Source organism: Peribacillus sp. (assembly GCF_059453735.1).
In genome coordinates, this window is record NZ_JAZVJO010000404.1 from 1 (window position 1) to 8,992 (window position 8,992).

An 8,992-nucleotide genomic window follows, 5' to 3' on the forward strand; every position below is an offset into this window, starting at 1 on the left:
TCCAAAAAATGCAAAAGACGTTCGGAATGAAACCATTCCGAACCTCTTTTGTCTACAAACTCAAGCGAAAGTCCCTTATACTCCCGCTTTTTTGTTTTGAAGAAACTGACAGTAACTTACTTTGTTGATACTTCCTGTAAAGCTAGATCATAACGAACTAAATCTTCATAGGTTTCCCGTTTAATGACTAATCTGGATTCCGCATTTTCAGTAAAAACGACAGCTGGTTTAGGAATACGGTTATAATTATTCGCCATGGAATAACCATACGCCCCTGTGCAAAAGACAGCAAGAAGATCTCCACGCCCGGATTTTGGTAATGGTAAATCCCATATTAGCATATCGCCGCTTTCACAGCATTTCCCTGCAATCGCCACGGTTTCTTCAACAGGGTCGAGTGGACGATTTGCCAACACAGCTTCATATTTTGCGTCATACAGAGCTGGCCTGATATTATCACTCATCCCTCCATCGACCGCTAAGTATTTTCGAACTTGCGGGACTTCTTTTTCTGAACCTACTTTATATAAAGTGATTCCGGCATCTCCAACCAGTGAACGTCCTGGTTCAATCCAGATTTCTGGCATCATTAATCTGGATTGATCAATATGATTTTGCACTTCTTTGACGATTTCTTCTACATAATAAGCTGGGGGCAGCGGGTCATCTTCTTTTGTATAGCGAATACCAAACCCGCCTCCTAGATTCAAAACTTTAGGCTGATAGTCAAATGCTTCATACCAAGCCTCTAGTTGTCCAAGAATTTTCTGCGCAGCTAAAATAAAACCTGTTGTTTGGAAAATCTGGGAACCAATATGACAATGGATACCTAAAACATTAATATTTTGGCTTGACAGCACGGTTTTTAAGGCATGCTCAGCCTGACCGTTAAGTAAATCAAAACCAAATTTCGAATCTTCCTGACCTGTAAGAATATAATCATGTGTATGAGCTTCAATTCCCGGTGTTACACGCAGCAGAATATTAACCTTTTGGTTTCGGGTTCTACAAAGTGTTTCAAGTAATTCAAGCTCTGAGAAATTATCGACTACAATACAGCCGACGTTGGTATCAAGAGCCATGATTAATTCTTCTTCACTTTTATTATTGCCATGGAAGTGAATCCGTTCAACCGGAAATCCTGCTTTTAAAGCCGTATAAAGTTCTCCCCCCGAAACAACATCGAGTGACAAACCTTCTTCCTCTGCTAACTGAATCATCGCAATGGAGGAAAAAGCTTTACTTGCATAAGCTACTTGTGCCTTAACGCCGAGATCCTCAAACGTTTGTTTAAAGCCCCTAGCGCGTTCTCTAATTAAAGTAACATCATAAACATAAAGAGGCGTGCCGTATTCCGCAGCAAGATATACTGTATCAACACCGCCGATTTCTAAATGCCCTTGTTCATTTACTCGTTCGGTTCCATAGAAATGCATATTCCCTCTCCCTTTCTTGAAAAAGGTATCTCAATAAAATGAGGCAGACTAGAAAGAGTCCGTTCCTTTTGTAAAGGAAATCTTTTTCCCTTTCTCCATCAACCCCATACAGTGTAATTTAGCCTTTTAACGCTTTATTTGAATAAATTTAAAATTACCACAACTTTTCGACAACATCAATACAAAATCCTACTTCGTCTGCCGATACTTATCCTGCGGATGAACAACACTTGGTCTAATTCGCGAACCAGGTAGCGTCCTTCTTATTAAGATATGCGAGAGGGCCTTAGGACGAAATGGGATAAATGGCCATAGATAAGGAGTATTCAATGATTTAATGCTTGCCAGCAAGACAAAGAACAAAGTCATTCCACCTACTAAACCAGGCAAATGGAAGATCGCGACCAGTATAAGAATCCCTAAGCGGGTAATTTTATTCGCTACTCCAAGCTCAAGACTTGGAGTTACAAACGTTCCTATTGTGGCGACCGATACATAAAGAATAACCTCTGGAACAAATAAACCGACATCTATCGCAATTTGACCAATCAATACGGCAGCAATTAACCCCATCGCGGTCGAAAGCGGGGTTGGTGTATGAATAGCTGCCATTCTGAGAAACTCAATGCCTATTTCAGCGATGAATAGCTGAATGATGATTGGGATATTTGTGTGCTCATTAGGTCCGATAAACGCCAATTTTTCGGGCAGCATGGAAGGTTCGACAACAAACAAAAACCAGATAGGCAAAAGAAAAACGGACGCAATAATCCCTAAAAATCTAACCCACCTGACCATTGTACCTACAGCAGGAGACTGCCGATACTCCTCCGCATGCTGCATATGATGGAAGATAGTTGTCGGTGTAAGGATAACGCTTGGCGAGGTATCGACGATAATAATGACATGGCCCTCTAAAAGATGTGCTGCTGCGACATCGGGCCGTTCGGTATAGCGTACAAGCGGATACGGATTATATCCTTGTTTGACAATAAATTCTTCAACTGTTTTATCAGCCATCGGCAGGCCGTCCATATCAATGGCTTCTAATTCTTTACGAATGATCTCAATTAAATCTGGATCAGCAATATCTTTAATATAACCAATAGATATATCCGTTTTTGAACGTTCCCCTACCTTCAGCATTTCAAAACGCAGATTTTCATCACGAATTCTTCGTCTCGTTAACGCGGTATTAAGAATGATATTTTCTACATACCCATCGCGTGATCCTCGGACGACTTTTTCTGTATCCGGCTCTTCAGGACTTCTCCCTGGATAACTTCTCACATCCACGACTAAGGCAGTTGGTGCACCATCAACTATAATAGCGATTAGACCAGACAAGACCTGATCGACCATTTCATCTAGTGTTTCAACTCGGCTGACCGATTGGTTCACCAATCTATTTTCTATAATTTCAAAAACCTTCGCCTTATTCGTTTCTTTATCATTAATTTCAACGAGCTGACTTAAAATGTCCGTAATGAAACTCGTGTCGCATAGCCCGTTGACATAATACATTTGAATATCTGTTTTTAAGATGACAAACTTGCGGACACCCAGGTCAAAGCTGGTTCCAAGCCCGACATTTTTTTTGAAATACGCTTCTACTTGATCTGCGTCCTTATAGATCTTGGTCTTGTTCTCGTTTTCCGAACTCACGATACCCGCTCCTTTCCAAAATAAGTTCCACCGCTAACCTTGTAATGGGTGCTCCCTTACGATAATCGTCCCTGCTTGCCATTTTCCCAATGTCTCCAATTCCAACAACCAACGGTGCATGTAATTCATCAATACAGTACACCGTATCTCCCGTGATTCTGCCGAGTTCAAATTCAGCTGTGCCATTTTTATCGACGCCTTGTGGAGTTAAATTCCCTTCCCGATCAATACTTACATCCACTCTTGTCCACTCCGCATGTCTAGTCCTTGATGCAACAGCGATAATACCAAGAACTTCGATTCCATCATCAAGAGCCACGTAGCGCATCGCTATTTCTCCTGCCCCTTCACCGACAATTCCACTATCATCAAACATGACTAAAACAGGATCATAGGGCGTTTTCTTGATCATTCTGACTAATTCGGCACCCGAATGAACCGATGGATTTCCATACGACATTGAAATACATCGACCGCCAATCTCCTTTGCCACAAGCTCCACCACTCGCTTGGCATATTCATCACCATCTGTAATTAAGATCACTTTTCGTTTTGCGTCCATCAACTTGTTCCTTTCAGCACTTTGTTATAAATCGACAAAATAGAGCCATTGAAACAATGAACCAGCCACTTTTCCTAGTACAAGGGCCATCACCAAATAAATCACTTTATCCTGAAGCCCAATGCGTTTTGAAAGAATCGGAAAAACATTAATAACTTCTGTAAGCGCAGCTGCCAGCATTCCATTAAAGATTCCATCAGCCAGTCCGATTGGGAGCAGGATATACGCATGTATGTAAAACGATACACCTTGTAATTCGTTCCATCCAAAGAACACGATGCCTAAAACGATGGCCGCTTCATAGGATGGCAGCCTCTTTTCTGTTTTGGTGAGTTGAGCCAGCCTTGGGAGAACTCCAAGCACAGTTAGGAATGCCACAAATCCAGCACCCACGGACAGACCACCAGCAAGTCCGACAAACATACAGAAGAGAATACTACCTGTCATCAAGATGCCTGATACTTTCCTTATTTTCATGCATAATTACGTACTGATCGAGGTCTTGCTGGTAGTTGAATATTTCAACCTCGAGCGGACTTGGTTCTTCATTAAACCTTTTTTTGAAGAATTGATTAAAGAAGAGAATCATTCCAAGTCCTAAACCAAAACTATAGGGAATTTGGATAAGCAGAGGCTTCGTATCCTCCCTTCCTGTAATAATCTTGAATAATTTTTGATGTACCTCTTGCATACTGACATCCACATGAAAGTTCATAATGGTGATGCCTGCCCCAATAAATAAAAGAAACCAAACGGCTAGAAAAGATAGAATGGAGAATCTTCTTTTCTCATAAATGACTTCAATAATCGTTTGTGCTGGCCCAAGGGTTTGCACTTCAATGGTTGGATCCACATTACGGATACATTGAATCATATGGATAAGATCAATAATGATGATATTGTTATCCGCTCTCGATACCTTTAACAGTTTCGTTTGTTCTAAGGTCTTAACAATATCGTCCGGCCCTATAATACGGGCAACATCTTTAACGAATAATTCTTGCTCCTGTCGAACATGTACCCTGTTTCTCATACGAACATAGACTAGTTCCATACATTTCACACTCCGCCCATTGATTTCCGTATAAAACTAGTATGGATTGCGAAGACAAGGAACATACAAGGCACTTTACAAAGTGTAAAAATTTCCATAAAAAAAACTGTCCCTGCAGGTCATGTTAAACATGATCTGCAGGGACAGCCTCTTCTATTTAATTAAGTCGTTGGGAAAAAAATCATTTGAAGAAGGAAGATTACACCGAACACTAAAATTAATGGGTGAACTTCTTTCCATTTTCCGTTGACAATTTTCAATAAGGGATAAGTAATGAAACCAACTGCAATTCCTGTGGAGATACTAGAAGTCAACGGCATAACTAGGATAATCGCAAAAGCAGGGAATGCTTCATCAAGTTTCATCCAATCAATCTTAGATAGACCAACCATCATGAAACTGCCGACAATCACTAACACTGGAGCTGTAATTGACGGGAGTCCCGAAATTGCGCTGATCAGCGGAGAGAAAAAGGCGGTTATTGCAAAGAGAATAGCGATGACAATAGCCGTTAATCCAGTTCGTCCTCCCGCCGTAACACCAGCGGTTGATTCTACATAAGCCGTGGAAGGACTTGTTCCAAACAGCGAACCAACAGTCGTTGCTACCGCATCACCAAGGAACGCGGTTTTCGCGTTTGGAAGTTTCCCATCTTTCATTAAACCAGCTTGTTCCGTTACACCAATCATCGTGCCCGTTGTATCAAAAATAGTGACAAGTAAAAAGGCAAATACAACCGCATATAAACTGTTTGAAAATACACCAGAAATATCAATGTCTAAGAATACTGGTGTTGGAGGTGTTGACACGACGTCTGTAAACTGAAGCATGTCGAAGAAATAACCGATAACTGCCGTAACCAGCATTCCAAGGAACAACGCCCCTTTGACATTCCTTGCCATCAATATCAGAGTAATAAATAATCCGACAATCGATAAAACCGCAATAGGTGAACTTAGGTCACCTAAGGAAACAAACGTTTCGTCATTTGGAACAATAATTTGACTATTTCTTAAACCCATAAACGCAATAAATAGCCCAATACCAGACGTAATGCCATATTTAAGCGAATTAGGGATCGCAACAATAATCATTTCACGAAGCTTTGTAACACTTAATAATAAAAACAGAAGACCCGCAATAAAGACCGTACCTAATACAATTTGATAAGAAAGTCCTTGTGTACCGACAACACTTGCAAAGTATGCATTTAACCCCATACCCGGTGCTACAGCAATTGGATACTTAGCGAAAACACCCATGATTAACGTACCAATGACAGCGGATATAATCGTTGCCATAAACACCTGATCAAAAGGAATTCCTGCAGATTTAAGGATAGCGGGATTCACAATTATAATATAAACCATTGTAAAAAACGTTGTAAACCCTGCAACTAACTCGGTTCGAATAGTCGTTCCATGTTCTTTCAGGGAAAAATATTTCTCAAGCATCTTAATACCTCCACATTTTCAAAAAAGCGAATAAAATCAACAGCATTTCTTATAATATTCGTTTTTCCTTGTTATTTCAACTAAAATCTATCATATTTTTATATTTTTTTAACAAAAGTGGCCATTTTGACTGCGAAGTCGCTTACATTCTTCATTAGTATTGCTTAGACAGCAAAAGTAATGCTTTTTACGTGATTTTTCAGATATATTTTTAAATTCAATCATTAATATATGTACACAAAAAAGAACACATGAATCATCGATTCATGTGTTCTTTCATTTGCTCTAAGATTTTTTTTTCAAGCCGTGAAACTTGAACCTGTGAAATGCCGAGCCGTCCGGCAACCTCAGATTGTGTTTGGTCCTTATAGTAGCGTAAATAAACGATTAGCCTTTCCCGTTCATCTAACTCTTCGATAGCTTCTTTTAAGGTGATTTTATCAAACCATTTTGTATCATTATTGTCGGCCATTTGATCCAGCAAGGTAATTGGATCACCGTCATTTTCATAAACGGTTTCATGGATGGATGAAGGTGTCCTGCTCGCTTCTTGAGCAAGAATCACTTCTTCAGGAGTCAACTCTAGAAATTCGGCAAGTTCGTTAACAGTTGGTACTCTTCCAAAATTTTTGGAAAGTTCTTCTTTAGCCCGGCGAATTTTATTGGCCATTTCTTTCAATGACCGGCTCACCTTTACTGTTCCGTCGTCACGGATAAAACGTTGAATTTCGCCAATAATCATAGGAACTGCATAAGTTGAAAACTTGACCTCGAATGATAAATCGAACTTATCGACGGATTTCAGCAGTCCAATGCAGCCAATCTGATATAAATCATCAGGCTCATATCCTCTATTAAGGAATCTTTGAACAACAGACCATACCAGTCTCAAATTACTTTGGACAATCAGGTCCCTCGCAGCCTGATCACCGCTCTGACTGCTCTGAATTAACCGCCGTAATTCATCATCCTTCAAATGGGTTTGTTTCTTCTTATTTTTAACCTCCACATCCATATGCAAATCTCCCTTAATTGCACACTTTACTTTTGGTTAAGTGCTTTTTTAAACGAATGATCGTTCCTTCGCCTTTATGGGAAATGACATGCATCTCGTCCATGAAATTTTCCATGATTGTGAAGCCCATACCGGAGCGTTCAAGCTCAGGCTTAGTTGTATAAAGCGGCTGTGTGGCTTCTCCGACATCATCTATACCGAGGCCCTCATCTCGGAAAATCAATTCAACTACATCCCCTTCAATCATGACTGAGATATAGACCATACCGTTCGGATCATTTTCATAACCGTGAATAATTGAATTTGTGACGGCTTCAGACACAACCGTCTGAATCTCAGTCAGTTCATCCAAGGCAGGATCCAGCTGAGCAATGAACGCGGCGACTGTCACTCTGGCAAAGGATTCGTTTTGGCTTAGTGCGGTAAATTTAATTTCCATGTTATTTTTCATGGTTAGGCAACCCCCAATCTTTGTAAAGCGTTTTCCTCAGAAAGTTCCAGCTTAATAATCTTAAACAACCCGGACATCTCAAATAGTCGCTTTATCGTTGGGGAAATTGCACACACAACCATTTCACCCTTCTTTTCCTTAATCTGCTTATAGCGTCCTAGAATGACTCCTAGGCCTGAACTATCCATAAAGGAAAGCCCCCCAAGGTTTAAAATAATATGCTGAATGTTATGCTTTATAATCGCGGATTCAGCCTGTTTTCTTAATTTTTCTGCCGTATGATGATCTAATTCTCCCTTTAAGCGTATGCATAGGACTCGATCCTTTGCTTCCATATCAATGATAAGACTCACAATATACAGCCTCCTTATCTGTCGTTATAGAAGTCAAATTCTCCTTTTGTCCAATAGAATCCTTCTCTCTTGCAAAACTAGTGTCCTTTCGCTGAAAAAAGTTTATATACGCATTCTTTTGACAAATTATGCTAATTGGTTTGTGTGAACATTCCAAAAACCCGTTTATACAGTTCCCACCAGCTTGCATTTTCAATCTTTTCCTTTGCTACAATTGGGGATTCAACGACCAGCTTCCCATCTTTGATAATTTTCAACTTACCAATTTCTTCTCCTTTAGCAATTGGTGCCTTTATCTGTTTGTCCATTTCGATACTTCTCGTAAAATCCTTTGCTAATCCGCCTTTTTTAGTCAATACAGAGATGGGTTCACTGGTAACGCCTGTGACAGTCTTTTTACTGCCTTTACTTACTGGTGCTTTTTTTAGTACTACGCCTCTTTCATAGAGCGGATGCGTCATATATTGTGAGAAGGCATAATCGAGCATTTTTGTCACCTGTGCATTACGAGTCTTCGGATTCGGCGCACCAAACACAACGGCAATCACGCGCATATTCCCTTTTTTCGCTGTAGCGGTCAAGCAATATTTTGCTTCATTCGTATAGCCTGTTTTTAATCCATCAACACCTGGATAAAATTTCACCAATCGGTTGGTGTTTACAAGCCAGAACTTTTTGTCGGTATCTTCACGCAGATAGGATTCATAAACTCCTGTAAAGTTTGTAATCTTTTCATATTTAAGTAATTCCTTTGCCATAATCGACATATCATGTGCTGTGCTGTAGTGATCCTCTACAGGTAGTCCTGTAGGGTTTTGAAATTTTGTGTTTTTCAATCCTAGCTGTTTAACTTTTTCATTCATTTTTTTAACGAAGCCTTCTTCTGAACCACCTAGTCTTTCAGCCATTGCCATTGATGCGTCATTCGCAGATCCAATTGAGATTCCCTGAAGCATCTGCTCCGTTGTCATTTCCTCTCCTGGTTCTAGAAAAATTTGTGAT

General features: G+C 40.1%; 10 protein-coding genes. All 10 read right to left on the reverse strand.

The window, feature by feature from the left end:
- Positions 1-116: 116 nt before the first annotated feature.
- Positions 117-1,436 carry a diaminopimelate decarboxylase gene (gene lysA / locus AC52RT_RS13405; protein WP_495541204.1) on the reverse strand — a complete coding sequence of 440 codons (1,320 nt, stop codon included), beginning with the start codon at positions 1,434-1,436 and terminating at the stop codon, positions 117-119.
- Positions 1,437-1,625: 189 nt separating this feature from the next.
- Positions 1,626-3,101: a spore germination protein gene (locus AC52RT_RS13410; RefSeq protein WP_495541205.1), complete on the reverse strand. Its 1,476-nt coding sequence runs from the start codon at positions 3,099-3,101 to the stop codon at positions 1,626-1,628.
- A complete protein-coding gene (gene spoVAEA, locus AC52RT_RS13415; protein ID WP_495541206.1) occupies positions 3,064-3,663 on the reverse strand; it encodes a stage V sporulation protein SpoVABEA in 600 nt (199 codons plus the stop codon). The genes AC52RT_RS13410 and spoVAEA overlap by 38 nt, the downstream gene beginning before the upstream one ends.
- A 24-nt stretch (positions 3,664-3,687) precedes the next feature.
- On the reverse strand, positions 3,688-4,110 hold the full coding sequence (locus AC52RT_RS13420) for a stage V sporulation protein AB (protein ID WP_495541207.1): 423 nt from the start codon (positions 4,108-4,110) through the stop codon (positions 3,688-3,690).
- On the reverse strand, positions 4,100-4,717 hold the full coding sequence (locus AC52RT_RS13425; RefSeq protein ID WP_495541208.1) for a stage V sporulation protein AA: 618 nt from the start codon (positions 4,715-4,717) through the stop codon (positions 4,100-4,102). Before AC52RT_RS13425 ends, AC52RT_RS13420 begins: the two co-directional genes overlap by 11 nt.
- A 161-nt stretch (positions 4,718-4,878) precedes the next feature.
- Entirely contained in the window at positions 4,879-6,171 is a 1,293-nt protein-coding gene (locus AC52RT_RS13430; RefSeq protein WP_495541209.1) for an NCS2 family permease, read from the reverse strand.
- 256 nt (positions 6,172-6,427) lie between these two features.
- Complete coding sequence (sigF, locus tag AC52RT_RS13435; protein ID WP_495541210.1) at positions 6,428-7,186, reverse strand: RNA polymerase sporulation sigma factor SigF; 759 nt, start codon at positions 7,184-7,186, stop codon at positions 6,428-6,430.
- Positions 7,187-7,199: 13 nt separating this feature from the next.
- Positions 7,200-7,637 (reverse strand): anti-sigma F factor, encoded by a 438-nt coding sequence (gene spoIIAB, locus AC52RT_RS13440; RefSeq protein ID WP_040375296.1) that lies wholly within the window; start codon positions 7,635-7,637, stop codon positions 7,200-7,202.
- Between the two features lie 2 nt (positions 7,638-7,639).
- Positions 7,640-7,990: an anti-sigma F factor antagonist gene (spoIIAA, locus tag AC52RT_RS13445; RefSeq protein ID WP_040375295.1), complete on the reverse strand. Its 351-nt coding sequence runs from the start codon at positions 7,988-7,990 to the stop codon at positions 7,640-7,642.
- Between the two features lie 131 nt (positions 7,991-8,121).
- On the reverse strand, positions 8,122-8,992 hold an 871-nt coding region (locus AC52RT_RS13450), incomplete at its 5' end, for a D-alanyl-D-alanine carboxypeptidase family protein (protein ID WP_495541211.1).

Coding starts and splice junctions, on each gene's coding strand:
- lysA (WP_495541204.1), bottom strand. CDS start 1,436: ATGCATTTCTATGGAACCGAACGAGTAAATGAACAAGGGCATTTAGAA.
- spoVAEA (WP_495541206.1), bottom strand. CDS start 3,663: ATGGACGCAAAACGAAAAGTGATCTTAATTACAGATGGTGATGAATAT.
- AC52RT_RS13420 (WP_495541207.1), bottom strand. CDS start 4,110: ATGACAGGTAGTATTCTCTTCTGTATGTTTGTCGGACTTGCTGGTGGT.
- AC52RT_RS13425 (WP_495541208.1), bottom strand. CDS start 4,717: ATGGAACTAGTCTATGTTCGTATGAGAAACAGGGTACATGTTCGACAG.
- AC52RT_RS13430 (WP_495541209.1), bottom strand. CDS start 6,171: ATGCTTGAGAAATATTTTTCCCTGAAAGAACATGGAACGACTATTCGA.
- sigF (WP_495541210.1), bottom strand. CDS start 7,186: ATGGATGTGGAGGTTAAAAATAAGAAGAAACAAACCCATTTGAAGGAT.
- spoIIAB (WP_040375296.1), bottom strand. CDS start 7,637: ATGAAAAATAACATGGAAATTAAATTTACCGCACTAAGCCAAAACGAA.